The organism is Halorubrum halodurans (genome assembly GCF_002252985.1).
Classification (GTDB): domain Archaea; phylum Halobacteriota; class Halobacteria; order Halobacteriales; family Haloferacaceae; genus Halorubrum; species Halorubrum halodurans.
Genome location: NZ_NHPJ01000058.1, coordinates 12,090 through 33,923 on the forward strand (window position 1 = coordinate 12,090; position 21,834 = coordinate 33,923).

Consider the following 21,834-nt stretch of genomic DNA (forward strand, 5'->3'; position numbering starts at 1 on the left):
GATGCGCCACTTCTTCGCGAGGTACGCGACCTTGCGCTCGGTCTCACTCGGCACGAGCCACCACCTCGGCTCGGAGATCCGGATGGACGTCGTCAGGGTCTGGATCCCAGGCGACTCGCCCGGTCCCGTGACACTCCGGACAGCGGGTGTCACGCCCGTTCATCGCACGCTGGACGTCGCAGATCGTCCCGTAGACCCAGCCGCGTCCGTCGCAGTGTTCACAACGGATGCCGTCCATCAGTTTGGACAGCTGGATCTCCTTCTCGCAACTCTCGCAGAGGCTACTGTCCCGTTCCAGTGGGTACTCGTCTCCGCACCGCGAGCAGTGAATGTCCCAGCGATCAACGTCGTCTCCGGATCGATCAGTCACGCTGAACCACCTGCCCACTTGTTGAGCGTGTGCTGGTTCTCAGGCTCGGGGACAGCGAACTCCATCTTGTCCTCAGTGTCAATCTGATGGACGTCGGCGAGATGCCAGCCGAAAGCGTTCCCCGACGGGAAGCGCTCGTCGCAGAGAGTACACCTCGCCGGTTCGGAGATGTCGATTACGACAGGTTCCGGTTCGCCGAGCTGCTCGCGTCGGACGTAAGACCACCCAGCGAACTGCGGGTGTCCGTCGATAGCGTTGACGAGACGATCTCGAAGTACTTCATCAATCTGGTAGAGACCCCGCTTCCACTGGTCGAGGTTCTCGGAGTAGCTGACGTGTTCGAGACGGCCGTGCGGGCCGTGGAACAGGTAGTCATCCTTACTGCCCCACTCGTCGATGATCCGAACGCCGAGCCCGACAGAGAGATTCGCGAGCACGACGTCGGCGAGATGATCAACCCCATCGGCGGATCCATCGTCGCTCATCGGCTCGCCCCCACGACCGCACCGCGCTGTGACGACCACGGCCGCTCCTCGCCATCTTCGTCCAGGAGCACCGCCACGGACTCGGCGTTGCGCTCGGCAGCGCGCTCGCGACGCTCCTCCGGCGAGAGCCCGGCCTGCGGGATGCCCTCGCCCTCCTCCTGGAGCGTCTCCTCGCGCGCCTCGAGGGCGTCGACGACCTGGTCGCGAGGTTCGCGATCGTGCTCGCGGGCGAGCCACCGCTCGACGGCGAGCCAGTACCGGCACAACGCGATCGTCTCGAGCCCGCGGATCCGTGCGAGCATCAGCTTCCCGGTCGTGCCGTCGCCGGCGTCGACGTGGAGCTCGTCGACGAGGAACCGCGCCGGATTCTCTGCGTGTTCCGCTGCGGACTCCGGCATCGGGTTCGGGATCGCGTCGCCCGTCTGGGCGGGCTGGGTGTCGGCGGGCATCTACGACCACCTCAGCGACCCCTCGCCATCGGGGTGGTACACCTCGCCCTCTCGGTCGAGTTTGTCGAGTTCGTCGGCTGCCGTCGACCGGTCCATCCCGGACTCCTCGGCCGCGTCGAGCACCTCATACCGGCGCGCAGCCTCTCCTGGCGTACACTGCTCGTTGATGATCTCCTTGAGGCGCTGGATGCGCTGCTTCTGTGACTGCGGCGTCCCCTTGCCAGTGCGCTCGGCGTCGAACTTCCCGGTCTCGGGGTCGTAGGCGAGCCCGACGACGTTCTTGGTGATCCGGATCGCGCGCTCGACGTGACGCGCGTCGACGGTCTCGGAGAGCTCTGCGCGGGCGAACCCGACCGACAGGCGGATGCCGGCCTCGAGGCGGCGGGGCGTCGCCGGGACCGGGTCGTTCGCGCCGTCGTTGAGCGACCGGACGTCGATGTACGACTCCTTCAGCATCTCCTTTGCCTCGGGCGTCAGCGTCGGGAACACGTGCTCACGAGCGTACACGAGCATCGCCCGGAACGTCTCCTTCGCGACCGGCGGGTCGATCGCCGTCTCTTCCGGCACGTCGATGTCGACGCCGCGGTTCTCGAGCTCCTGGCGGCTCGCGTCGTCCCACGTGTCCAGGACGTGGTCGGCGAGCTTCGCGTCCGTCTCCGGATCGGGGATGTCCTGGACGGCCAACAGGACGTCCATCCGGTCGATGAGCGCGTCGTCGAGGTCGATCTGGTCGGCCATCGGCTCCATCCGGTCGAACCGCCCGTGGACGGGGTTGCCCGACGCGAGCAGTGCCGTCCGCGTCGGGAGGTCGGCCGTGATGCCGGCCTTGTCCACCTTCACCATCTGGTCGCCCTCGAGGGCGTCGTGCATCGACTTCGTCTTCTCGTCGACGACATCGTCCACCTCGTCGATGATACAGTGGCCGCCGTTCGCCCGCGGGAGGATCCCTGGCGAGAGCGTCCACTCGGTCGTGCCGGCGAACTCCTCCTGGACGGCCGCGGCCGTGAGGCCGATCTTCGAGAGCCCAGTACCGGAGCGAAACTCCGACTTCGGCGCGATCTCGTTGAGTCGGCTGAGGATGGTCGACTTCCCGCGGCCAGGGTCACCGATCAGCCCGAAGTGAAGGTCACCCCGATAGCTCCCGAGCTCGTTGTCGATGCGGTAGGCGTTGAACAACCACGCGACCGACGCCTCGAACACGATGTCGAGCTCCTCGTCCGCGAGGATCTGCGGCGCGATGCTGTCGGCCAGCTGGTCGACGCAGTCATCCTGCTCGGCGAGCGTCTCGAACGCCTCGCGATGGGCGTCGACGTCGACATCGTCGTAGTCGTCGCTCTCGAACGCGATGGCGTGGGCATCGATCCACGTCGTCGTCTCCGGGTCGGCGTTCCGGCCCGTGAGGTCCGACTCGTTGACACGGAGCTTCCCGAGGATGACCGCCTGCTCGCCACTCCGGTCGGGGAGGCCGTTCTCCCCGCCGTAGTCACAGAGGTCGTCCTCGACGAACACCGGGATCGACTCGCCCTCGACATCGGGGCGCTCGCCCGGAAGTTCAACGAGCTGGACCTTCCGCTGGTCGACGAACTCCGACTCGTCGACGTTGAGTCCCCAGGGACCCTGTCGCTCGCAGCCGGCACACTCGTGCGGCTCCTGAACCTGGTTGCGCCCCTGTGGGATGTACGTCGGCGTCCCGCAGCGCTGGCACTCGTAGGCTGCCTCGACGAGTCGTGGCGCCGTCCCGGTGACCTTCGAGAGCTGCCCGCGGACCGCGACGTAGTCGCCGATGTCATCGGCTGGGTTGAGGTCCGGGATCGACCGCGTCTCGAGCGCATCCTCGGTGTCCGTCAGACGGACGTGAGCGTTCGCGAGTTCGACATCCGCCGGCAAATCGAAGAGCCGGAGCGCCTCCTCGGCGTACTCGCGGAGCTGCTCGGGGTCGCTCTGCCAGTCCTCGAGGAGCCCCCGGTCGTAGCGGTAGAGGTCGTCCGCCTCGATGTACAGCGACCGCTGCTCGCGCGGGTACCGCTGGGCGAGCTCGCCGATCTCGTCGCGGCAGTACGTCTGGTAGAACTCGAGGAACTGGTCGGTGAGCGTCGCCGTCTCGCCCTGGACGGTGGCGCTCATGCGTCACCTCCGTCCCCGGTGACGGCCTCGGCGATCGGTTGCTCGTTGCCGGCGCGGCGCTGCGTCTCGGCGTGCATCTGTTGCATGAAGTTCGTGTTCAGGAGGTCGCGCTCCTGGTCGGCGGCGCGATGCTTCAGGTCGTAGAGGACTTCCTCGTTCGACCGGCCGTGCTCGCCGCGGACGTCGTCGACCCGTGGGTGGGTCGCCCACACCTGCGGGAAGTCGCCTGCCTCCATCTCGTCGAGCAGCGTGTCGAGGGCGTCCTCGTAGCTGCCTTCCTCGTCGACCTTGTCCTCGCGAAGCTCACGGATCTCGTCCAGGTCGTCCTTCAGCCGGGCGACGCGATCGCGGTGCTCGCGAGCCTGCTCGAGTTCCTGCTCGAGCCGCTCTTCCTTCCGCCGGATCTTCCGGTCGATGACTGCGACCGAGTCGGCAGTGTTGACACCGAGCTCACGCTCGAGGGCGGAGATGACGACCTGCTTGTTCGTTCGATCGTCCTCGTCGACGAGGTACTTCAGCGATGGCGGGATCTCGACGTAGAGGGTCTCCGTCCCCTCAGCCTGGTTAGGCACGCCGACCACCTCCAAACCAAACCCGATCCCTATATTCTATACTTTTCCCTATATTATAGGGATAGTTGTTGTAACATAGGGAGACGTTAGACATGGCGGTACACCTCCGTGGCGTGAGCTGCTGGACTTGGAGCATCGGGATCGTGGTCGTGGACGTCGACGCGGCCGCAGCTGGCGCAGTCGACATCGACTTCGTCAGGGTACTCGTCCGTGCTGTACGTCCAGGAGAGGTACTGCGTCGCCCCACAGCAGCGGCTCGTGTAGGGTTTCGCGATGTCGTTGAGCCACTCCTTGTACGACTCCGCGAGTGGTGGCTCACACATCCTCAACCACCTCGCCGGCGTCGGCGTGCTCGTCGCAGACGAAGTACTCGCCGTTGCCGTCGCGGATGACGTGGTCGGCCGCGTCGCGACAGCCGAGCGCTCCGCAGAACGGCCCGGACGCGACCGCCATCAGGCGACCGCCCCCGTGTTTAAGTACCCATTTATATGTGGTTCCGCTGGTATTCTTGAGGTGCTCCTCGAGTCGGAACAGTCAACACCATGCCGGTGGCTATCGACATAGCATGCCCAAGATAAGCGTCGAGATCCCCGGCGAGCTGTTGGCGGACCTCGACGACCACGTCGGCGACGACGGAAAGTTCGTGAACCGCAGCGACGCGGTCCGGGCGTCGATCCGCAAGACGCTCGACACCCTCGACGAGATAGACGCACGCCACGGCCGGCTGACCGACGAGGACGGCTCGGATGAGTAGCCGCTCCGCCGACACCGGACCCGAGCGCCTCCTCGCGGTCGATCCCTTCTCCCGGCCGGCGGTGGCGGCGGTGGGGCTCGTCGCGCTGTTCGTCACCGCGCTCGCGACCGCGCAGGTCACCGCCGCGAAGGTGCTCGCGCTGTCGCTCCCGGTCGCGCTGCCCGTGGTCGGCCCGCGGATACTGCTCCCCGGCGCGGCGCTGGCGTACGCGGTCACCTTCTTCGCGTCCGACTGCCTGGCCGAGCTGTACGGCCGCCGGACCGCTCAGGTCGTCGTGAACGTGGGGTTCGCGATGAACTTCGTCGTGCTCGCGTTGGTGTGGTCGACGCTGGCCGCGCCGGGCGTCGACCCCGAGGTCGCCGCCGCCTTCGGGACCGCGCTCGGCCCGACGACCAACGTCGTCGCCGGCAGCCTGCTGGCGTACGTCGTCAGCCAGAACGTCGACGTCGTGCTCTTTCACGCGATCCGCGACCGGACCGGATCGGCCAACCTCTGGCTCCGCAACCTCGCGTCGACGGCGACGAGCCAGGCGATAGACACGGTGGTCTTCGTGTCGGTCGCGTTCCTCGTCGCGCCGACGCTCCTCGGCGTCGGGGACGCGCTGCCGCTCGCCGCGGTCGGCGCGCTGATCGTCGGCCAGTACCTGCTCAAGCTGCTGATCGCCGTGCTCGACACCCCGTTCGTCTACCTCGTCGTCGGCGCGGTCCGGGAGTAGCGGTCCGCTCGAGCACGTCTCAGGTGACCGCGAGCGCCCGCGGGACCGCCTCCGGGAGGTCGGCCGGGACCCGATCGAACCGGTCGCCGCCGTCGACGGTTCGATGGAGCCCGTGGTTCGTGAGCGCCCAGAGTTCGCCGGTCGCCGCTCCCGACGCCAGGACGGCCCGGTAGGTCCCCTCGCCGGTCGGGATCCCCCGGTCGTCGAGCCGTTCCCAGGCCGTCGCGTCCGGGTTTCCGTCACCGCCGACCGATCCGTTGCCGGTCGCCCCGTCGCCGACCGATCCGTCGCCGGCCGCTCCCTCCCGGCGGTACAGGTAGGCCTCGCCACGCCGGTGGGCGGCGGTCGCGCCGCCGGCGGCGCTGGCGAGGACGCGGTCCGGATCTCCGGGGTCGACGGCGAGCCCCCACACGTAGCCGTGATCGAGGCCGTCGGCGACGACCTCGAAGGACCGTCCGCGGTCGTCGCTCTCGGCGTACCCGTCGCCCGCGGCGACGTACACCCGGTCCGGGACGTCCGGGTGGGTCGCGATCGTGTGGGTGTCCCGGCGCGATCCCGGCGGGCGGTCGGTCCACGTCGCGCCGCCGTCGGACGTGACGAGCAGCGCCCCGGCCTCGATCCCGACGTACCACCGCTCGGGGTCGTCGGGGCAGGGCTCGATCCACCGGACGTGGTGGGTGTCCGGGCGGGGCGGGAACGACCACTCCGACGCGGAGGGGACGTCGGTCATCCCCGTGATCGGCTCGACCGATCCGCCGCCGTCCGCGGTCCGGTAGAGCCGCGAGGGCTCGGTCCCGATCCACGCCGTGTCCGGGTCGTGCGGGCTCGTCGCGAGGGCGGTGACCGCGTCCGGGCCGGTGCCCTCGGGACCGAGCGCGTCTCCGGCGATCCGTTCGAACGACTCGCCCGCGTCGACCGAGCGGTGGAGCCCGTCGTCGAACGTCCCCGCGAACACGCGCTCTCGAGCCTCCCGGTGGACCGCCACGCACTCGACCCGTCGTCCGTCGAGGCGGGTCTCGACGCGTCCGGTGTCGGGATCGACGACGCGGAGCCCGTCGGCGTAGGCCGCGTACGCGTTCATGCCCGTGAGGAGGGCGGGCGGGGACATAAGCGTGGACGCCGCAAGGGATTTACCACCGCACACCGTGGTAACCGTAAGCATGGATCTCCGCGTACAGGGGGACGTTCCCCCCGACCCGTTTCTCGGCGCCGCCGACCTGTTCGAAACCGAGTTCTCGCTCGAGGACCCCGTCTACGTCAAGATCCGGGACGACCCCGACGAGCGAACGTGGGCCGGCCACTACGCCGACCACCACGTCCTCAACGTCTCCCGACGCGCCGCCACGAGCGCGATGGCCCGCGAGCTGGCGGTCCACGAGCTCTCACACATGGCCCGGTACGAGGAGGGCCACGCCTCACACCTCCAGTCGACCGAGGAGGCGCTGTACCTCGGGCTCGCCGGCGAGACCGTCGAGCGACGCAAGCTCGCGCACTGTTACCAGATCGCGAACCACATGAAGGACATCTACGCCGACGACATCACGCTCTCGGTCGCGCCCGCCGACAAGCTGGTCGGCTTCCTCGAGTCGACGCTGGCGGCCGCCGTGGCGGACCGGCCGGCCCCGGATCGGGCCGGGTCGCCGCCGGTGACCGCCGGGGCCGACCCGGAGATCACGGCGGTGAACGCGGCGTTCGCGCTGGCGCTCGTCGAGCGACACGACCTCGCGGAGCCGAGCCACCGCCTGTACGACCTCGCACGTGCGGCGGAGAGCGACGCGGCGGACGTCGACGTCGACGGCTTCAAACGCCGGTTCCTGGAGCTCGGCCCGGACCCGACGGAGAGCGGCTACCGGAAGGCGCTCGTCTCGGCCGCGCGCGCGTACGCCGTGTGACGACGGACGCGTCCCGTGTGACGGACGCGTGGCGCCCACTCCCCGGTCGGTATGGCGTCGGCCGCGTCAGTCCGCCTCGTCGGCCTGTAGCTCGTCCGAGTCGGCGGTCGACGGCTCGTCCGTCCCCTCGAGGACCGTGACTCGGGCCTTCATGATCCGGGTGTTGTCGACGCGCTCGATGCGGATCCGGACGCCGTCGAACTCGATCTGTTCGCCCTCCTCGACGAGCCGGCCCGCGCGGTTGAACACGAAGCCGGCGAGGGTCTCGAACTCCTCGCCCTCCGGGAGGTCGATGTCGAGGATCTCGTTGACCTCGTCGATGTTGACCTCGCCCCGGACGAGCGCGACGTTGTCGTCGAGGAACTCGACCGGCGCGTCCTCGTCGCCCTCCAGGATCTCGCCGACGATCTCCTCGGCCATGTCCTCCAGCGTGATGATCCCCTCCGTCGTCCCGAACTCGTCGATGACGGTCACCATCTGGAGGCGGTTCTCCTGCATCTCCGCGAGCAGCTCGTCGGCGTTCTTCGACTCGGGGACGTGAAGCGTCGGCTTCACCACCCGTGCGAGCGACGGCTCCCCCTCGGAGTAGCGCAGCTCGCGGACCAGGTCCCGGACCGTGACGACGCCGACGATGTTGTCGAGGTTCCCCTCGAAGACGGGGACGCGCTCGTGGTCGGCGTGGATACACGTCTCGATGGCCTCCTCGACGCTCGACTCCTTCGCGACCGCCGTGACGTCGAGTCGCGGCGTCATCACCTCCTTGGCGATGGTGTTGTTGAACCGGAAGATCCGGTCGAGCATCTCGCGTTCCTCCTCCTCGATGACGCCCTCGCGCTCGCCCGTCTCGATGATGTCCTGGATCTCGTCGCGGGTGACGTAGGAGGTCTCGATCGCCGACCGGCCGCCGGTGACCTTGTTGACGACGCGCGTCAGGTAGTCGAAGAGGACGACGAGCGGAAAGAGGACGTACTCCGAGATCTTCAACGGGCGGGCGATCCGGAGCGACCACGACTCGGTGTTCTCGACGGCGTACGACTTCGGCGCGCTCTCGCCGAAGAGGAGCACGAGCGCCGTGATCCCGAACGTGGCGATGGTGACGGCCTGCCCCTGACCGAACCCGAGATAGACGAGCAGCCCGGTCGAGATGGAGGACATGGCGACGTTGACCATGTTGTTCCCCACGAGGATGGTGATGAGCAGCCGGTGCGGGTCGCTCTTCAGCGCCTGTACCGTCTCCGCGCCGGGGATCCCGTCCTCGACCAGGCTGTCGATCCGGTGTTGCGGGAGCGAGAACAGGGCGATCTCCGAGGAGGAGAAGAACGCCGACAGCGCGATCAACACGAGGATCGTGAGCGCGCCGAGGAGGGCCACGGTGGTGTCTCCCATCACCGGCAGCTGGAGCGGGCCGACTGTCAGCGCGCTTGACGATAAGCCCATTACCGCCCCACTTCCGTCGGGACGCAGTTAAAGTGTTACCTTCGAACGTCCGGGCGTGCCGCGGCCGACACGGTTACCCCGTCCGGGGCCGAAACCGGGCGTATGACGGACCCACAGATCACCCTGTACCGACTACAGGCGTGTCCGTACTGCGAGCGGGTCGTGCGAACGCTCGACCGCCTCGGCCTCGAGTACCGGTCGCGGTACGTCGAGCCGATGCACTCGGAGCGGAACGTCGTCAAGCGCGTCTCCGGCGCGCGGAGCGTCCCGGCGATCGTCGACCGGAACACGGGCGTGACCATGTCCGAGAGCGCCAACATCGTGGAGTACCTCGAGGGAACCTACGAGGACGCCGGCGCGGCGGGGGGTGCCTGATGCCCGAGTTCGAGGTCGTCGAGCTCCCCGAGACGGACCACGTGACGGCGGGCGAGACCGCCCCCGAGTTCACCCGACCGCTCGTCGGCGAGGAGTTCTGGGAGGACCGCGCGCTCTCGGCGGTCGTCGACGGGCCGACGCTGCTCGTCTTCCACCCGATGGACGGCGCGTTCCAGACGACGTACGTCTACAACGAGATCGACGACCGCGGGTGGGCCGACGCGCTCCCCGTCTACGGCGTCTCGATCTCCTCGCCGTACGAGCACAAGGACCTGCTCGCCGAGCGCGGCGACGGGGTTCGAGTCTTCTCGGATCCGAGCGCCGAAGTGATCGAGTCGTACGGCGTCGCCCACGACGTCGACGGGATGGCGGGGATCACCGAGGCGCGCCCGGCGGTCTTCCTGCTCGACGACGACCGCGTCGTCCGATACGCCTGGGTCGGGAGCGAACACCCCTCCTTCCCCGACTACGACGCGGTCGAGTCGGCGATCGACGACCTCCTCGAGTGAGCCGGCCGGGACGCTCTCGGGCGCCGGGGCGGTCCGACCCGCTATCCTTTTTCGATCCGAACGCCTACGTCGACCCGTGAACGACGACGCCGACACGGGCGCCGAGGACCGCCGACTCGACGCCGACGAGGCTCCCGACGTGGACCGCGAACTCCTCGGCCGAGCCGCCGACGCGGTCGCGGCCGGCGGGCTCGTCGTCTACCCGACGGAGACGGTGTACGGGCTGGGCGGGAACGCGCTCGATCCTGACGCGGTCGAACGCGTGTTCGAGACGAAGGGGCGCGACCGCGACGACCCGCTTTCGCTCGGCGTCGCGAGCGCGGACGCCGCGTCGAGCCACACCCGGCCGACCGCGCTCGCGACCGCGTTCATGCGGGCGTTCCTGCCGGGGCCGGTGACGGTCGTCGTCGAACGGGGCCCGTCGGTTCCCGACGCGTTGACCGGCGGGCGCGACCGCGTCGGCGTGCGCGTCCCCGATCACCCGGTCGCCAGGGCGCTGTTGGAGGAGACCGGGCCGCTGACCGCCACCAGCGCGAACGTCTCCGGAGCCGGCAGCGTCACCCGCGTCGCCGACCTCGACGGGCGGGTGCGCGACCGGGCCGCGGCGGTGATCGACGGCGGCGAGACCGGCGGGGCGGAGAGCACGGTCGTCGACCCCGAACGGGGGGAGATACACCGTCGCGGCGCGATGGCCGGCGCGGTCGAGGCGTGGCTCGCGGACCCGCCGGTGTGAGACGTCCGAGAAGGGAGCGGCGACGGTCGCGCTACACCGAGAGATCGCCCGCCGCCTTGATCACGTCGAGCGACTCGGCGTCGACGGTGTCGACGTCGAGCCAGTGGGGGACGTACTCGCGTTTCTCGTAGGCTTCGCGCTCGTCGGGAGTGCCGACGGTACACCAGAGCTGCGGCTCGTCGGGGCCGTGCCACCCGCCCTGCGTGCTGATCCCGAAACAGACCAGCTCCTCGCCCTCGTACTCGATGATCGCGTCCCGACGGATGCCGGGGTCACCGCGGACGATGAGGTGTTGCATGTCCCGGAGTTGGCGGGTTCATCGCTTAATCGCTTCGGTACGGACGATCCGCCGCCGGGCGCTCGACCGCGTTCGGCGGGCCGACGCCGAGCGCGGATCCGCGTCGTATATTGTTCGATCATAAATCGTTCGATCACGATTAAAAGCGATCGAACGTTCAATTATTTCTCGATCATAATCATCGATCAGTCTCGAGAGGAGATAGATAATGATAATCGTCTATCCTGTCGAAAATCGTTAAGTGGGCCGGGAGCGGACCCTACGATAGAACGGGCGAGCGTCCATCGGACGGCCCGTCGACCACCGACCATGTCAGCAGACATCGACCCCGACGCGAGCCGCCACGGAGCAGAGCCGACCGTCCGAACCCCGGACGGGACGGGGATCGACGCGGCCGACCGCGACGCCGACGAGCGCGCGACCCGCCCGGACCCCGTCGACGGGCCGAACGGCGACGCCGACCCGACCACGGATCCGGCCGCCGCCGGCCTCTTCGAGCGAGTGCTGGTCGTCACGGACGGCACCGACGTCGGCGAGGCGGCGGTCGAGTCCGCGATCGACCTCGCGGCCGCACACGGCGCGACCGTGGACGCGCTGTACGTCGTGGACACGACGGAGGCGTGGGACGTGGTGGTCGAACGCCGCGAGCGCGAGGGCGAGGCCGCCGTCGAGGCCGCCGAGGCTCGCGGCCGGGAGCGCGGCGTCGACGTCGAGAAGTGGTTCCGCTACGGCACCGCCCACGAGGAGGTGCTCGGGTTCGCCGAGGCCCACGACGTCGACCTCGTCGTGCTCGGCTCGGCCCGTCGGACCGGGCTGGACCGGCTCGTTCATCCCGAGCCGCTCCCGACGCGGGTTCAACGCGGCAGTTCGGTCCCCACGCTGGTGGTCGGCGTCGACGACGAACGCTGATCCGGATCGAACTCGTCGCCTAGGGCGCGTAGTAGTACTCGCCGTCGCGCTTCTGTTGCCGGTCCTTCTGTGAGTCCGGCTTGTTGATCCGCGGGCGGCCGGTCCGCTCGTCGCGTCGGAACGTGATGTCGAGGTCGGCGAGGAAGTCGTTCATCCCCTCGCGCATCTCCTGTGGCCGGGTCGCACGACCGCGTTCCGCGGGCTCGCCGTCGAACACCATGAGGCGGTCCGCGAGCAGGTCGATCATGTAGATGTCGTGGTCGATCACCAGCACGGTCGCGTCGTGGTTCTCCGCGTATCGCCGGATCGCGGTCGTCGCGCGCACCCGCTGTTCGACGTCGAGGTGCGCGGAGGGCTCGTCGAGCAGGTAGAGGTCGGCGTCCTCCGAGAGACACGCCGCGATCGCGACGCGCTGGCGCTCGCCGCCCGACAGGTCCGTGAGGTCCTGTTCCATGATCCGGTCGAGCTGGAGCGGCCCCGCGATCTCCGTGTTCCAGTAGGAGCTGCCGAACTCGTCGGTGATCGATGAGAGGAACGCGTCGACGCGCATCGGCTGGTCGATCTCGATGTACTGCGGCTTGTACGCGATGTCGAGCTCGAACTCGAGGCTGCCCGCATCCGGCTCCAGCGAGCCGGCGAACAGCTTCGCGAGCGTCGACTTCCCGATCCCGTTGGGGCCGACGATCCCGAGCACCTCTCCCTCGCGTATCGTCCCGCCCTCGACGTGGAGGTCGAACTCCCCCTCGCCGTAGGACTTCTCGAGGTCCGGGTACTCCACGAGCGGCGTTCCCTTCGAGGAGGCCCGCGGCGCGTGTTCCTCGAAGGTGATCGCGGAGGGGCGGATCCGCATGTTCTCGTTCTCGAGGTACCCCTTGAGGTACTCGTTGATCCCGTTGCGGACCGACTTGGGGTCCGTGATGACCCCGTACGCGCCCGGCTCCCCGTACGCGACGTGGAGGGTGTCGGCCAACAGATCGAGGATCGCCAGGTCGTGTTCGACCACGAGCATCGACCGCTCTGAGCCGGGATCGTTCGCCAGCTCCTGGATCAGCCGCGCCGCGACCATCCGCTGGCCGATGTCGAGGTACGGCGTGATCTCGTCGAGGAAGTAGAAGTCGGCGTCGCGCGCCAGACACGCCGCGATCGCGACGCGCTGGAGCTCGCCGCCGGAGATCGAGTCGATGTCCTGGTCCATCACCGGCCGGATGTTGAGCCGGTCGATGAGGTCGTCGAGCACGCCGCGCTCGTCGGTGCGTTCGAGCAGCTGGCGGGTGTTGCCGTCGAACTGCTTCGGGATCTGATCGACGTACTGGGGCTTCCGGGCGACCGTCACGTCGTCGGCCTCCAGCGCGGCGAGGTAGTTCTGGAGACCAGTCCCGCGGAAGCGGTCGAGGACGCGCTCCCAGTCGGGCTCCGCCTCGTGCTCGCCGAGGTTCGGGACCCGCTCGCCCGCGAGCGCGTGGACCGCCGTCGACTTCCCGATCCCGTTGGGACCCAGGATCCCGGTGACCTTGCCGGGCTCCGGCGTCGGGAGTCCGTACAGCGCGAACGCGTTCTCGCCGTACCGGTGGACGGGGGCCTCCTCGAGTTCGGAGGGGAGGTTGATGATCTCTATCGCGTCGAACGGGCACTTCTCGACGCAGATGCCGCAGGTCTCGCCGAGACAGATCTCCTCGGAGATCCGGATCTGGTCGGGGTCGCCCTCCTCGGCGTCCTCGCCGCGCTCGGTGATACACTCCTTGCCCGTCCGGTTCGGCGGGCAGTAGTTCGCGCACTCGTAGTTACATCGGTCGGGCTGGCATCGATCCAGATCCACGACTGCGATGCTGTCGTCGGCCATCTCAGAACGTCACCGCCGAGGTCAGAAGCACCGTGTAGCTGATGAACCACAGCGTGAACGTCATGAACGCCACGTAGAAGTTGTCCTTGACGCCGAAGTCGGTGATGTCGACCCCGAAGACGCTGTACACCGGATACTGGAGGAACACGAACGCGCCCAGGACCACGAGAGCCATCGTGTCGGCGGCGTCGACGGGATCGGTCCCGACGTAAGCGGCCGACACCACGCCCGCGGCGATCCCCGCGAGACAGCAGATCGTGGTGACGACCACGCTCCGGGCATGCCCGGAGATCCCCGATTCGTCGCTCATACGTACGGATCCGCGATCGCCCGTGAAAAACCGTTCGTTCCGCTCACGTCCGGCTCACCGTTCGGCTCCGCTTCGCGCCCGCTCCCGTAGTCGCCCGTCTCCGCCCACGCCGTGTCCGCTCGGGGCGTCCTCACTCACGGCACGACGTCCCCGCCCACGGTCCGGGATGGCCGCCTCGGAACGTGTCCGATTTTCAGACATACCATACACCATACATTTCGGTCGGGGGCACGCTCGGAACGGGCCGACCTCGATCCGATCCGCCCGTCGGATCCGACCGCGCGGCAAGCGCGCGCGAGGTTCGATCGCTGACTGACTGGTCAGTCCACCACCCACGTTCCAGCAACATTTTCTTGTAAGTGGGAAAGAAGCCAGCAATTATCTCCGCTACATCGCCCGAGATCGGGGGTGTTGCATCAACATTTATCACCGTGTGCGGTTTCGATTCGTAGCGATGGCTGGAACCCAAACGGAGGGTCTCGACGACCTCCCGCCGAGCGCCAAACTCGTCTTCAAGGTACTCGAATACAACGGACCGCTGACACAGAAGGGGATCGTTCAGGAGTCGATGCTGTCGGCTCGAACGGTCCGCTACGCCCTCGAACGTCTGGAAGGGATCGACGTCGTCGACGAGGACGTCTACTTCGCGGACGCTCGGCAGAACCTGTACAAGCTCACCGAGCCCGCTCAGGAGTTCACGAGCGAGGACCGGGATGCCTCCTGTACCGCGGACTAACTCCCCTCCTCACGCTCGACCGATCGGGCGCCCCGAGCCGCCTCGAACACGGTGAGCCCTATCGCGACCAGGAGCGCCGACGTGGCCGCGAAGACGAACGCCAGGAGCGCGAACCAGACGTCGGGACCGACCACCGGATACTCGCGGACCTCCACGAGCGGACCGAGGAGTTCCAGCGCGCGGACGAGGTACAGCAGGACCGCCAGCGACGCCCCGACCACGAGACCGACGCGGACGTTCCGATAGAACGCCAGCGATTCGAGCAAGACGAGCATCGGGGGCTTGTCCGTCGTGTCGTCGCTCACACGTCCTCGTACCCGCTACACTCGCAAAGAGTCGTCGGAACCGGACCGGCGTGCGACGCCGCCGCGAGGCGAGTCGTCCGTGCGGGACCGCCGTGGCCGGACGGCCGATACGTCACCGTCGATCGTCTTATTTTCTCTCGAACAGTCTTCGCAACCAACGGGACTAAGGGCGTCTCGACCGATCCGGGCGTGTGAGACGCGTGCTTCTCTCGGCGTCCTCGATGATCGATCCCGACGCGTTCCGGACGCTCCTCGGGGACGCCGTCGACGAGCCGGTCGAGATCGCGGTCGCCCCGCTCGGGTCGACAGAACGACTGGTCGAGGCCGGGTCGGAACGCGGAGACGGGACGGGCTTCGACGCCGTCGTTGTCGACGTGGACACGCCGGTGACCGCCGAGGCGATCGACGCGCTCGGGGACGACCTCGAGGCGGTCGTCCGCGCCGCCGTCGGCGTCGACGACGTCGACGTCGCGGCCGCGGCCGACGCCGGAGTGACGGTGACGCGGGTGCCGAAGTACTGTACGGAGGAGGTGGCGACCCACTCCCTCTCGCTGCTGTTCGCCTGCCTGCGGTCCGTGACGCCGTACGACGACGCGGTCGCCGACGGCCGATGGGCGTGGGAGGACGGACGTCCGGTCCGGCGGGTGAGCGCGTCGACGATCGGCCTCCTCTCGTTCGGCCCCATCGCGAGGCGGGCCGCGGAGCAGCTCTCCGGGTTCGGCGCGGAGCTGATCGCACACGACCCGTTCGTCGACGGCGACCGGATGCGCGAACGCGGCGTGGAGAAGGTGAAATTCGACGCCCTGTTCGACCGGAGCGACCACGTCGCGGTGTACGCCCCGCTGACCGAGTCGACTCGGGGTATCGTCGACGCCGACGCGCTCTCCCGGCTGTCGGCTCACTCGGTCGTCGTCAACGTGGGACGCGGCCCCGTGGTCGACGACGGCGCGCTGGCGGAGGCGCTGGACTCGGGAGCGATCAAGGCCGCGGGTCTCGACGTGCTCGCCGAGGAGCCGCCGGACGACGACCCGCTCGTCGGCCGCGACGACACGGTCGTCACGCCACACGCCGCCTGGTACAGCGAGGACGCCCGCGAGGACCTGAACCGGAGCGCCGCCGCCGACGTCGCCGCCGTCCTGGCCGGCGACGTCCCCGCGGGACGCGTGGATCCGAACGCGGACTGGCTGTGACCGGTGCGGCTCACAGCCGGTCGGTGAGGTCGAACTCGCCGCCTGGATCGTCGTCGGCGTCAGGGTCGCCGTCGCCCTCGGATCCCTCGCCTCCGATCGTCCCGACGGTGTCGACGCCGGCCGACTCCAGCCCCGCGGCCAGTCCGTCGCCGAGCCCGTAGGTGTCTCGAACCGTGCGCGCGAGCACGCCGTCACGCTCGAAGACGACGTAGACGGCGACGAAGTCGTGTGCGGCCGGCCGGAGCACGAACACCTCGCGGGGCGCGTCGTCCCCCCGCGTCTCGTTGACCCGGTCCACGAGCGGCTCCACCGGGATCCGGGCCGCTCGAAGCTCCTCGAAGGTGTCCGTTCCGGGAGCGTCGGCGAACAGGTAGAGCGCGCCGTTCGGCTCGCCGTCGGTCGAGCGCGTCGTGACCGATCCCACCGCCTCCCCCTCCGCGCGGATCCCCTGCCACGCGTCGACGGCGGCCTCGAACATCCCGTCGATCCCGTCGGCGAACCGGAACCGGCTCTCGCGGACGGTCGTCACCTCGGCGAACCGGGCGGTGCCGTCCTCCCACGCCAGCGTCGCGTCGACGACGGCGCCGGGTTCGAGGTCGGCGACCCGGTCGGCGATCTCGCCCTCGTAGCCGGTCGCGGTCGCGTACAGCGGGTCGTACGCCTCCGCGGCGTCCGGATCGGTCGGATCGACCGGTCCGTCGGGCAGCTCGACGAGGACGAACTCGGCGGGACCGTCGCCGCCGTCGACGGGTCGCGGACGGCGGTCGTGGACGCGAAACCGGCCGGTCGTCGTCGGGTTCATACCGACGGAACGGCCGGTTCCCGGATAAGACGGTCGGAATCGATCCGTCGCCGAGCCGGGATCGACGGGGGATCGGAACCGATCCGTCCCGGCCGGATCCGTGTCGTTATGGGGTCGGCTCCCCAACCGACGACCAATGGGGATCCTCGAGGACAAGTCGAACGCCCGGCTGTTCTACAAGTACCTCTCGAAGGTGTACGACCAGGTCAACCGGTTCAACTGGAACGACGAGATGCGCTCGGAGGCGCTCTCGTGGCTGGAGTTCGGCGAGGACGACCGGGTGCTCGACGTCGGCTGCGGGACGGGGTTCGGCACGGAGGGACTGTTGGAACACGCCGAGGACGTCCACGGGCTCGACCAGAGCGTCCACCAGATGGAGAAGGCCTTCGAGAAGTTCGGGAAACGCGACCGGGTGAGCTTCTACCGCGGCGACGCCGAGCGGCTCCCGTTCCGCGACGACGCCTTCGACGTGGTCTGGTCGTCGGGCTCCATCGAGTACTGGCCGAACCCCGTCGAGGGGCTCAGGGAGCTTCGTCGCGTCGCGAAGCCGGGCGGACAGGTGCTCGTCGTCGGTCCCGACTACCCGCACAACCGCGTGCTCCAGCGCGTCGCCGACGCGATCATGCTCTTCTACGACGAGGACGAGGCCGACCGGATGTTCGAGGCGGCGGGCTACGAGGAGTACGACCACCACATCCAGCGTGCGACGCCGCGGAGCCCGCGGGCGATCACGACCGTCGCGCGGGTCCCCGAGGAGTAGGTCGGATCAGGGAGCGAACGGACGCGGTCGGATCGGTTCGAGGAGGCGGATCGGGTCGGGGGGGGCGGCCGGACGCGACGCGGCGTTCATTCCGGACGCGCGGTCGCCTCCAGCGTCGCGACCGGTCGATCGCGAACCGAGAGCCGAAGCGTGACCCGGTCGCCGGGCTCGATGCGCGGGTCGTTCGTCCCCGCGACCCGGAACGACGCGGAGCCGCCGACGGTCCACTCCTCGCCGCTCGCCGCGTTGAACGCGCCGGTCGGGCCGGGTCTGAATCCGGCCGCCGAGAAGAACGGGACCGGCGGCTGACGCGCCAGCGGTTCGCCGTTCACCCCGACGCGGACCGCCATCTCGTCGACGTCGATCGGGTCGCCGCCGTCGTGGGTGAGCGTTATCCGATCGCCCTCGACCTCCATCGAGAGCATCGCGGTCGGCGACGGTTCGGGGGGCGGATCGAGCGACGTCGCCGCGGTGACGCCGACCGCGAGAACGACCGTCACCGCGACGAGGAGCACCCCGGCGAGCGGGGCGATCGCCCGCGCCGAGCCTCGATCGCCGGGGGCGTTCGACGCGTCCGATCCGTTCCGTGACCGAAGGGGGGTTCGTGACGACACGGCGGGTCTGGGCCGTCATCCAGTAAAAGGAGTCGCCCGCCGGTTCCGCGTCGGTTCCCCCCGGTCAGGTACCGCCGTCGGTCCCGTTCTCGTCCGGGACGTCGCTCGTCACTCGGGGCGTTTCGAGCGGGTCGATGTCGTCGATGACGGCGACTCGCGGCTCGTCGACGACGGTGATCCGGTACGGGTCGGCGGGCGAGAGCGTGCGGACCACCCCGTTCTCGTCGGTGTTGCCGATGGTCTCGCTCGGACTGCCGCCGGCGCTTTTCGTCACCGTGATCCCCTCGATCGGGTCGCCGGTGTCCGTGTCGAGGACCGTGACGGTCACGGGACCGCCGGGATACGTCCGGTTGACGGTGACGTCGAACCCGTCACCCGACGTCGAGACGGGCTCCGCGTCGGGGAACGTCGAGAGCGCCATCCGCTGGTGTTCGAGGAAGACGCGTTCGGTCCCGCCGCTGACGAACGCCCGGAGCGTTCCGAGGTCGTGGTCGACGGTGATCCGCTGGACGGTCCCGGCGCCGAGCGCGTTCGGCTGGCGGAGCGCGGTCGTCTCCGGATACGCCTCGAGCGTCGCGTTTATCGCGGCCTCGCTGCCGAGGTCGTCGGCCCCGCGGTCCCAGCGGTCGCGCCGGAGCGACTCCCTGACGTACTGGTCGTCGACGATCGTCGCGAGAACCAGCGCGTTCGAGCTCGACTGGACGTGGACCTCGGTCGCCGGGCGATCGCCGCGAACCGTCTCGAGGGCGATCTCGCGGACGGGACCCTCGTACACCTGGAGCTGGACCTGAAGCGTGCTGACGCGGTCGGGCGTGCTGAACCCGTCCGTCTCCTCGGCGAGGTCGGCGAGGGTCTCGAGCCGGGCGTCGTACTCGGCCGCGAGCGCCGCGATCCGAACGAGCTCGTCGAGGAGCTCGCGGTCGGTCAGCTCCCCCGATGCGTGTGCGTCGATCGCCGTCGTCTGCCGGCTGTCGAGGCTCACCTCGTTCTGCTCCACCTGGTTTATCGCGGCGAGGATGCGCCGCTGCCGTTCGGCGTTCGTCTCTGCGGACTCGATCCGCCGTACCGCCGTCTCGGTCCGGAGCGCCGCGTCCGAGTCGCCGACCGCGAGCGCGAGCGAGGTGCCGAGATTGACGCCGCGCCGGTGGCTCGCGACCCGCGGTTCGACGCCGGGCGGCGTCGACAGCACTCGGAGGGTGAGGTTCTCCCCGTGCGTCGAGGTCGGCACCGATCCGGAACCGACCGAGTCCGTCACGGACGGGACGGACGGCTGCGGGACGGACCCGGAGGCGGTCGGCGACGCCGGCCGGGCGTCGGCCGTCGCGCCCGCGGAGCCGATCCCCGCGACGACGGGCGAGACGAGGAGGAGGGCGGCGAGGAAGACCGAGAGGGCTCTCATCGTCGCCCGCTTCGCCGGCAGGGGTCAAAAACCCACGCCAACTCGACGCGCCGCCGACCTCGACGACGTCGCGAGCGTCGCCGGAACCGCCGGCGGCGGCGGCGAGACGGCCGTGAGCGGGTATCTCGTGGGCGTCGAGGCGGTGTATAGAAAGCGTTTTGACCGGGGCGGGAGTGCCCCCGAACCACATGCGGAACCCCGCGATTCGCGTTCTCCTCGCCGCGTTCCTCGCCGTCGCCCTCGTGGCCGGTTCGGGACTCGTCGTCGGAGAGCCCGCTCCCTCCAGCCAGCCGTCACCGGCGGCGTCGACGCCCGCGAGTTCGATAGGGACCGACCCGGCAGCCCAGGTCAGCGGGACGGCCGTGCCGACGGGAGAGACGCGGATACGGATCGACCTCCAGCCGGACCGCGACGCGCGGTGGCGGGTGGTCGTCCGGTACGAGTTCGCCGACCCGAACCGGACGGCCGCCTTCGAGACGGTCGGGGAACGCTTCGTCGACGGGGAGGCGGGGCCGTCGCCGGGGCTGTTCGAGCGGTTCGCGGAGGCGGCGAGCCGGAACACCGACCGCGAGATGTCGGTGGTGGACGTCGAGCGCGAGTACGTCGTCATCGAGGACCCCGAGACCGCGGAGGACGCGGGAACCGGGACCGGCGGCGCGGACCCCGTCGACTCCGGAGAGGTGGCCGCGGTGGGGGAGCTCCGGTTGACCTTCGTCTGGACGGAGTTCCTCGCGGAGGACGGCGAGGACCTGGTGTTGGGGGACGCGCTGACGACCGCCGACAACGGGACGTGGCTCCGGTCGCTCGAGTCCGGCCAGACGGTCGAGGTGACCACCCCGGAGGGGTACTCCATCTCGGGAACGCCGGGGGCCAACGTGCGACTCGAGGACAACGCCGTCGTCATCGAGGGGCCGCGGGTGTTCGCCGGCGACGACCGCGTGGCCGTCGTGTACGGGCCGGCGCCGGCCACGCCGGCCGGGGAGACCCCGCCGTGGACGCTTCTCGCCGGCGCGATCGTCCTCGCGGCCGTCGTCATCGCCGGCGGGCTCGTCGGCTACCGCCGGTTCGGATCCGACGACCCGGCGCCGGCCGGCACGGACGGGTCGGACCCCGGACACGACACCGAGACCCGAACCGGCGGCGAGTCCGGGGCCGTAGGGACCGATCCGAACGACGAACCCGACGACGAGGCGGGCGACGAGGTCGAGGAGGACCTCTCGCTCCTCTCGGACGAGGAGCGCGTCGAGCGGCTCCTCGATCGGAACGGCGGACGGATGCGACAGGCCGACATCGTCGCCGAGACGGGATGGTCGGACGCGAAGGTGTCCCAGCTCCTCTCGGCGATGGCCGACGAGGGACGCGTCGAGAAGCTTCGGCTCGGCCGGGAGAACCTGATCTCGCTGCCGGACGGCGAGTCCGACGGGACGGCCGACGCGAACGGGGCGGACGGCGACGACGGAAGCTGATCCGCCCCGACCCGCCCGACTCGTCGCGACCGGGCACGCCGCCGGGAGGCGGGCCGGGAGCCGAGGGTTCAAACCCGATCCCGGCCAACGCGGGGACATGTACGCGGTCGTCGGCTGTAACCGGTGTGGCAACCTCTGGCTCCTCCGTGACCCGCGAGCGAGCGAGACGGCCCGTTGTTCGCGGTGCGAGAAGACCCACCGGACGGCGAAGCTCAAACGGTTCTTCGAGTCCGAGGACCGCGACGCGGCCCGCGAGGCGCGAGCGGCCCTGCTCGCGAAGAAGCGGGGCGACGGCGCGGCGTTCGCGGAGGTCGACCACGTCGCCGACCTCGACCGCGCGGTCGAGGACGCCGGCATCGACGACCGCGAGTACCTCGAGGCGTCGGGACTCGACGCCGACGCGGTGTTCGACGCCGGAGCGCGCGCCGGGGGAGACGCGGGGTCGACGCGCTCGCGGGAGGAGATCGTTCGGGACGCGGTCGGCGAGGCGGCCGAGCCGACCGAGGAGGGGATCGTCGCGTACGCGACCGAGCACGGCGTCCCGGCCGAAGCCGCACGCGACCTCCTGGAGAGGCTGACCCGTCGCGGGGAGCTGTCGGAGTCGCAGGGGCGGTACCGGACGCTGTGACGCGCCGACGCTCCGAGCCGGATCGGACAAGACACTTACCTCGGGGATAGGATCGCGGCGTATGGACACCCGAACTACCCTCCTGGCGATCGCCGCCGCGGTCGTGCTCGCGGGCGCGGTGGGGATCGTCGCGGTCCCCGACGCCGTCGACGACCCGCGAGC

28 protein-coding genes are annotated in these 21,834 nt (G+C 69.5%); 12 read left to right on the forward strand and 16 right to left on the reverse strand.

Annotated elements, in window-relative coordinates:
• Positions 1-43: 43 nt before the first annotated feature.
• The 7 genes from DJ70_RS16690 to DJ70_RS17275 all read right to left on the reverse strand — a co-directional run bounded on the left by DJ70_RS16690 (position 44) and on the right by DJ70_RS17275 (position 4,453).
• A complete protein-coding gene (locus DJ70_RS16690; RefSeq protein ID WP_143420936.1) occupies positions 44-370 on the reverse strand; it encodes a hypothetical protein in 327 nt (108 codons plus the stop codon).
• Complete coding sequence (locus tag DJ70_RS05055) at positions 367-855, reverse strand: C2H2-type zinc finger protein (RefSeq protein WP_094530742.1); 489 nt, start codon at positions 853-855, stop codon at positions 367-369. Before DJ70_RS05055 ends, DJ70_RS16690 begins: the two co-directional genes overlap by 4 nt.
• Positions 852-1,304, reverse strand: coding sequence for a hypothetical protein (locus DJ70_RS05060; protein WP_094530744.1), 453 nt, complete (start codon positions 1,302-1,304; stop codon positions 852-854). Before DJ70_RS05060 ends, DJ70_RS05055 begins: the two co-directional genes overlap by 4 nt.
• Positions 1,305-3,428 carry an AAA family ATPase gene (locus tag DJ70_RS05065; protein WP_094530746.1) on the reverse strand — a complete coding sequence of 708 codons (2,124 nt, stop codon included), beginning with the start codon at positions 3,426-3,428 and terminating at the stop codon, positions 1,305-1,307.
• Positions 3,425-4,000: a hypothetical protein gene (locus DJ70_RS05070; RefSeq protein WP_143420937.1), complete on the reverse strand. Its 576-nt coding sequence runs from the start codon at positions 3,998-4,000 to the stop codon at positions 3,425-3,427. The genes DJ70_RS05065 and DJ70_RS05070 overlap by 4 nt, the downstream gene beginning before the upstream one ends.
• An 86-nt stretch (positions 4,001-4,086) precedes the next feature.
• Positions 4,087-4,323: a hypothetical protein gene (locus DJ70_RS16695; RefSeq protein WP_143420938.1), complete on the reverse strand. Its 237-nt coding sequence runs from the start codon at positions 4,321-4,323 to the stop codon at positions 4,087-4,089.
• Complete coding sequence (locus DJ70_RS17275; RefSeq protein ID WP_179233974.1) at positions 4,316-4,453, reverse strand: hypothetical protein; 138 nt, start codon at positions 4,451-4,453, stop codon at positions 4,316-4,318. Before DJ70_RS17275 ends, DJ70_RS16695 begins: the two co-directional genes overlap by 8 nt.
• 112 nt (positions 4,454-4,565) lie before the next feature.
• On the opposite strand from DJ70_RS17275, the gene DJ70_RS05075 reads away from it, so the two are divergent.
• Positions 4,566-4,754 carry a ribbon-helix-helix domain-containing protein gene (locus tag DJ70_RS05075; RefSeq protein ID WP_094530750.1) on the forward strand — a complete coding sequence of 63 codons (189 nt, stop codon included), beginning with the start codon at positions 4,566-4,568 and terminating at the stop codon, positions 4,752-4,754.
• The gene (locus DJ70_RS05080; RefSeq protein WP_094530752.1) at positions 4,747-5,469 is read left to right on the forward strand and encodes a queuosine precursor transporter; all 723 of its coding nucleotides are present in this window, start codon (positions 4,747-4,749) and stop codon (positions 5,467-5,469) included. The genes DJ70_RS05075 and DJ70_RS05080 overlap by 8 nt, the downstream gene beginning before the upstream one ends.
• 19 nt (positions 5,470-5,488) lie before the next feature.
• On the opposite strand, the gene DJ70_RS05085 is transcribed toward DJ70_RS05080, so the two are convergent.
• Positions 5,489-6,550, reverse strand: a complete 1,062-nt coding sequence (locus DJ70_RS05085; protein ID WP_094530754.1) for a hypothetical protein — start codon at positions 6,548-6,550, stop codon at positions 5,489-5,491.
• Between the two features lie 79 nt (positions 6,551-6,629).
• Between DJ70_RS05085 and DJ70_RS05090 the strand changes: the two genes are divergently transcribed.
• Positions 6,630-7,361: a DUF5781 family protein gene (locus DJ70_RS05090; RefSeq protein WP_094530756.1), complete on the forward strand. Its 732-nt coding sequence runs from the start codon at positions 6,630-6,632 to the stop codon at positions 7,359-7,361.
• 66 nt (positions 7,362-7,427) lie between these two features.
• Here the strand turns inward: DJ70_RS05090 and DJ70_RS05095 are convergent, their stop codons facing one another.
• On the reverse strand, positions 7,428-8,798 hold the full coding sequence (locus DJ70_RS05095) for a hemolysin family protein (RefSeq protein WP_094530758.1): 1,371 nt from the start codon (positions 8,796-8,798) through the stop codon (positions 7,428-7,430).
• A 102-nt stretch (positions 8,799-8,900) separates the two neighbouring features.
• On the opposite strand from DJ70_RS05095, the gene DJ70_RS05100 reads away from it, so the two are divergent.
• The 3 genes from DJ70_RS05100 (at position 8,901) to DJ70_RS05110 (ending at position 10,415) form a co-directional block, all read left to right on the forward strand.
• The gene (locus DJ70_RS05100) at positions 8,901-9,173 is read left to right on the forward strand and encodes a glutaredoxin family protein (RefSeq protein ID WP_094530760.1); all 273 of its coding nucleotides are present in this window, start codon (positions 8,901-8,903) and stop codon (positions 9,171-9,173) included.
• The gene (locus DJ70_RS05105) at positions 9,173-9,682 is read left to right on the forward strand and encodes a redoxin domain-containing protein (RefSeq protein WP_094530762.1); all 510 of its coding nucleotides are present in this window, start codon (positions 9,173-9,175) and stop codon (positions 9,680-9,682) included. Before DJ70_RS05100 ends, DJ70_RS05105 begins: the two co-directional genes overlap by 1 nt.
• A 139-nt stretch (positions 9,683-9,821) precedes the next feature.
• Positions 9,822-10,415: an L-threonylcarbamoyladenylate synthase gene (locus tag DJ70_RS05110; protein WP_094530784.1), complete on the forward strand. Its 594-nt coding sequence runs from the start codon at positions 9,822-9,824 to the stop codon at positions 10,413-10,415.
• 31 nt (positions 10,416-10,446) lie between these two features.
• Here DJ70_RS05110 and DJ70_RS05115 read toward each other — a convergent pair whose 3' ends face one another.
• The gene (locus DJ70_RS05115; protein ID WP_094530764.1) at positions 10,447-10,713 is read right to left on the reverse strand and encodes an HAH_0734 family protein; all 267 of its coding nucleotides are present in this window, start codon (positions 10,711-10,713) and stop codon (positions 10,447-10,449) included.
• Positions 10,714-11,022: 309 nt separating this feature from the next.
• On the opposite strand from DJ70_RS05115, the gene DJ70_RS05120 reads away from it, so the two are divergent.
• The gene (locus tag DJ70_RS05120; RefSeq protein WP_094530766.1) at positions 11,023-11,622 is read left to right on the forward strand and encodes a universal stress protein; all 600 of its coding nucleotides are present in this window, start codon (positions 11,023-11,025) and stop codon (positions 11,620-11,622) included.
• Positions 11,623-11,641: 19 nt separating this feature from the next.
• Here DJ70_RS05120 and DJ70_RS05125 read toward each other — a convergent pair whose 3' ends face one another.
• A complete protein-coding gene (locus DJ70_RS05125; protein WP_094530768.1) occupies positions 11,642-13,462 on the reverse strand; it encodes a ribosome biogenesis/translation initiation ATPase RLI in 1,821 nt (606 codons plus the stop codon).
• A 1-nt stretch (position 13,463) separates the two neighbouring features.
• On the reverse strand, positions 13,464-13,772 hold the full coding sequence (locus DJ70_RS05130) for an EMC6-like membrane protein (protein ID WP_094530769.1): 309 nt from the start codon (positions 13,770-13,772) through the stop codon (positions 13,464-13,466).
• 454 nt (positions 13,773-14,226) lie between these two features.
• Here DJ70_RS05130 and DJ70_RS05135 point away from each other — a divergent pair, with 454 nt between their 5' ends.
• Complete coding sequence (locus DJ70_RS05135) at positions 14,227-14,508, forward strand: MarR family transcriptional regulator (RefSeq protein WP_094530771.1); 282 nt, start codon at positions 14,227-14,229, stop codon at positions 14,506-14,508.
• On the opposite strand, the gene DJ70_RS05140 is transcribed toward DJ70_RS05135, so the two are convergent.
• Positions 14,505-14,813 carry a DUF7536 family protein gene (locus DJ70_RS05140; protein ID WP_449272190.1) on the reverse strand — a complete coding sequence of 103 codons (309 nt, stop codon included), beginning with the start codon at positions 14,811-14,813 and terminating at the stop codon, positions 14,505-14,507. The genes DJ70_RS05135 and DJ70_RS05140 overlap by 4 nt on opposite strands.
• 191 nt (positions 14,814-15,004) lie before the next feature.
• Here DJ70_RS05140 and DJ70_RS05145 point away from each other — a divergent pair, with 191 nt between their 5' ends.
• Positions 15,005-16,003 (forward strand): NAD(P)-dependent oxidoreductase, encoded by a 999-nt coding sequence (locus DJ70_RS05145; protein ID WP_094530773.1) that lies wholly within the window; start codon positions 15,005-15,007, stop codon positions 16,001-16,003.
• Between the two features lie 10 nt (positions 16,004-16,013).
• Here DJ70_RS05145 and DJ70_RS05150 read toward each other — a convergent pair whose 3' ends face one another.
• Positions 16,014-16,805, reverse strand: coding sequence for a DUF6663 family protein (locus tag DJ70_RS05150; protein WP_094530775.1), 792 nt, complete (start codon positions 16,803-16,805; stop codon positions 16,014-16,016).
• 136 nt (positions 16,806-16,941) lie between these two features.
• Here DJ70_RS05150 and DJ70_RS05155 point away from each other — a divergent pair, with 136 nt between their 5' ends.
• Positions 16,942-17,565: a methyltransferase domain-containing protein gene (locus tag DJ70_RS05155; protein ID WP_094530777.1), complete on the forward strand. Its 624-nt coding sequence runs from the start codon at positions 16,942-16,944 to the stop codon at positions 17,563-17,565.
• Between the two features lie 86 nt (positions 17,566-17,651).
• On the opposite strand, the gene DJ70_RS05160 is transcribed toward DJ70_RS05155, so the two are convergent.
• A complete protein-coding gene (locus tag DJ70_RS05160) occupies positions 17,652-18,098 on the reverse strand; it encodes a type IV pilin N-terminal domain-containing protein (protein ID WP_094530788.1) in 447 nt (148 codons plus the stop codon).
• Positions 18,099-18,243: 145 nt separating this feature from the next.
• A complete protein-coding gene (locus DJ70_RS05165; RefSeq protein WP_094530779.1) occupies positions 18,244-19,578 on the reverse strand; it encodes a DUF7094 domain-containing protein in 1,335 nt (444 codons plus the stop codon).
• A 188-nt stretch (positions 19,579-19,766) separates the two neighbouring features.
• Here DJ70_RS05165 and DJ70_RS05170 point away from each other — a divergent pair, with 188 nt between their 5' ends.
• The gene (locus DJ70_RS05170) at positions 19,767-21,044 is read left to right on the forward strand and encodes a helix-turn-helix transcriptional regulator (RefSeq protein WP_094530780.1); all 1,278 of its coding nucleotides are present in this window, start codon (positions 19,767-19,769) and stop codon (positions 21,042-21,044) included.
• A 97-nt stretch (positions 21,045-21,141) separates the two neighbouring features.
• A complete protein-coding gene (locus tag DJ70_RS05175) occupies positions 21,142-21,672 on the forward strand; it encodes a DUF5817 domain-containing protein (protein ID WP_094530782.1) in 531 nt (176 codons plus the stop codon).
• Positions 21,673-21,834: the final 162 nt, after the last annotated feature.

What these genes read in the sequence shown, in the direction of transcription:
- DJ70_RS05055 (WP_094530742.1), bottom strand. Translation starts at nt 855, where the DNA reads ATGAGCGACGATGGATCCGCCGATGGGGTTGATCATCTCGCCGACGTC.
- DJ70_RS05060 (WP_094530744.1), bottom strand. Translation starts at nt 1,304, where the DNA reads ATGCCCGCCGACACCCAGCCCGCCCAGACGGGCGACGCGATCCCGAAC.
- DJ70_RS05065 (WP_094530746.1), bottom strand. Translation starts at nt 3,428, where the DNA reads ATGAGCGCCACCGTCCAGGGCGAGACGGCGACGCTCACCGACCAGTTC.
- DJ70_RS16695 (WP_143420938.1), bottom strand. Translation starts at nt 4,323, where the DNA reads ATGTGTGAGCCACCACTCGCGGAGTCGTACAAGGAGTGGCTCAACGAC.
- DJ70_RS17275 (WP_179233974.1), bottom strand. Translation starts at nt 4,453, where the DNA reads ATGGCGGTCGCGTCCGGGCCGTTCTGCGGAGCGCTCGGCTGTCGCGAC.
- DJ70_RS05075 (WP_094530750.1), top strand. Translation starts at nt 4,566, where the DNA reads ATGCCCAAGATAAGCGTCGAGATCCCCGGCGAGCTGTTGGCGGACCTC.
- DJ70_RS05080 (WP_094530752.1), top strand. Translation starts at nt 4,747, where the DNA reads ATGAGTAGCCGCTCCGCCGACACCGGACCCGAGCGCCTCCTCGCGGTC.
- DJ70_RS05085 (WP_094530754.1), bottom strand. Translation starts at nt 6,550, where the DNA reads ATGAACGCGTACGCGGCCTACGCCGACGGGCTCCGCGTCGTCGATCCC.
- DJ70_RS05090 (WP_094530756.1), top strand. Translation starts at nt 6,630, where the DNA reads ATGGATCTCCGCGTACAGGGGGACGTTCCCCCCGACCCGTTTCTCGGC.
- DJ70_RS05095 (WP_094530758.1), bottom strand. Translation starts at nt 8,798, where the DNA reads ATGGGCTTATCGTCAAGCGCGCTGACAGTCGGCCCGCTCCAGCTGCCG.
- DJ70_RS05100 (WP_094530760.1), top strand. Translation starts at nt 8,901, where the DNA reads ATGACGGACCCACAGATCACCCTGTACCGACTACAGGCGTGTCCGTAC.
- DJ70_RS05105 (WP_094530762.1), top strand. Translation starts at nt 9,173, where the DNA reads ATGCCCGAGTTCGAGGTCGTCGAGCTCCCCGAGACGGACCACGTGACG.
- DJ70_RS05115 (WP_094530764.1), bottom strand. Translation starts at nt 10,713, where the DNA reads ATGCAACACCTCATCGTCCGCGGTGACCCCGGCATCCGTCGGGACGCG.
- DJ70_RS05120 (WP_094530766.1), top strand. Translation starts at nt 11,023, where the DNA reads ATGTCAGCAGACATCGACCCCGACGCGAGCCGCCACGGAGCAGAGCCG.
- DJ70_RS05125 (WP_094530768.1), bottom strand. Translation starts at nt 13,462, where the DNA reads ATGGCCGACGACAGCATCGCAGTCGTGGATCTGGATCGATGCCAGCCC.
- DJ70_RS05130 (WP_094530769.1), bottom strand. Translation starts at nt 13,772, where the DNA reads ATGAGCGACGAATCGGGGATCTCCGGGCATGCCCGGAGCGTGGTCGTC.
- DJ70_RS05135 (WP_094530771.1), top strand. Translation starts at nt 14,227, where the DNA reads ATGGCTGGAACCCAAACGGAGGGTCTCGACGACCTCCCGCCGAGCGCC.
- DJ70_RS05150 (WP_094530775.1), bottom strand. Translation starts at nt 16,805, where the DNA reads ATGAACCCGACGACGACCGGCCGGTTTCGCGTCCACGACCGCCGTCCG.
- DJ70_RS05155 (WP_094530777.1), top strand. Translation starts at nt 16,942, where the DNA reads ATGGGGATCCTCGAGGACAAGTCGAACGCCCGGCTGTTCTACAAGTAC.
- DJ70_RS05165 (WP_094530779.1), bottom strand. Translation starts at nt 19,578, where the DNA reads ATGAGAGCCCTCTCGGTCTTCCTCGCCGCCCTCCTCCTCGTCTCGCCC.
- DJ70_RS05170 (WP_094530780.1), top strand. Translation starts at nt 19,767, where the DNA reads ATGCGGAACCCCGCGATTCGCGTTCTCCTCGCCGCGTTCCTCGCCGTC.
- DJ70_RS05175 (WP_094530782.1), top strand. Translation starts at nt 21,142, where the DNA reads ATGTACGCGGTCGTCGGCTGTAACCGGTGTGGCAACCTCTGGCTCCTC.